Genomic DNA, 417 nt, shown 5'->3' on the forward strand with positions numbered 1-417 from the left:
AGTAGGTTTTAACGATCGTATATTGACCCTGAAAACCTTTCTTTTGAATGAACTTAAAAATCGCCATAGCCGAACAGTTTAGTTCAAGCTTGGCCTTGATAACATCACGGTAAGAATCAAGTAGGCTAGGTCGTTGCTTTGTCTTCTTCTTCGGCTTAGGGTCACCATCCTTAACTTCTTGATAAGCCTTCTTAGCAGTGCGGTAGTCAACGTCATATTGTCGGCTTAAAGCGGCATAATTTGGTTTGATATCATTATCCACGTAACGTTTCACTCCTTGTCTAATATCGTGTCTCACATCATTAACCTCCAGATTAAGATGTGATTAATGGTATCAAAAAATGTAGGAAAACCGACAACAATCTCGCCGCCCTTTTCCTACATTTTATAACCGCCGTTTACAATTGGTCTTCATAT

At 39.3% G+C, this 417-nt stretch carries 1 pseudogene; it reads right to left on the reverse strand.

What is annotated here, in order from left to right:
* Positions 1 to 298, reverse strand: a pseudogene (locus EKM80_RS13790) (IS21 family transposase); the annotation flags it as partial.
* Positions 299 to 417 lie beyond the last annotated feature (119 nt).

The sequence above is a fragment of the Loigolactobacillus jiayinensis genome (genome assembly GCF_003946445.1).
In the GTDB taxonomy this organism is placed as follows: domain Bacteria; phylum Bacillota; class Bacilli; order Lactobacillales; family Lactobacillaceae; genus Loigolactobacillus; species Loigolactobacillus jiayinensis.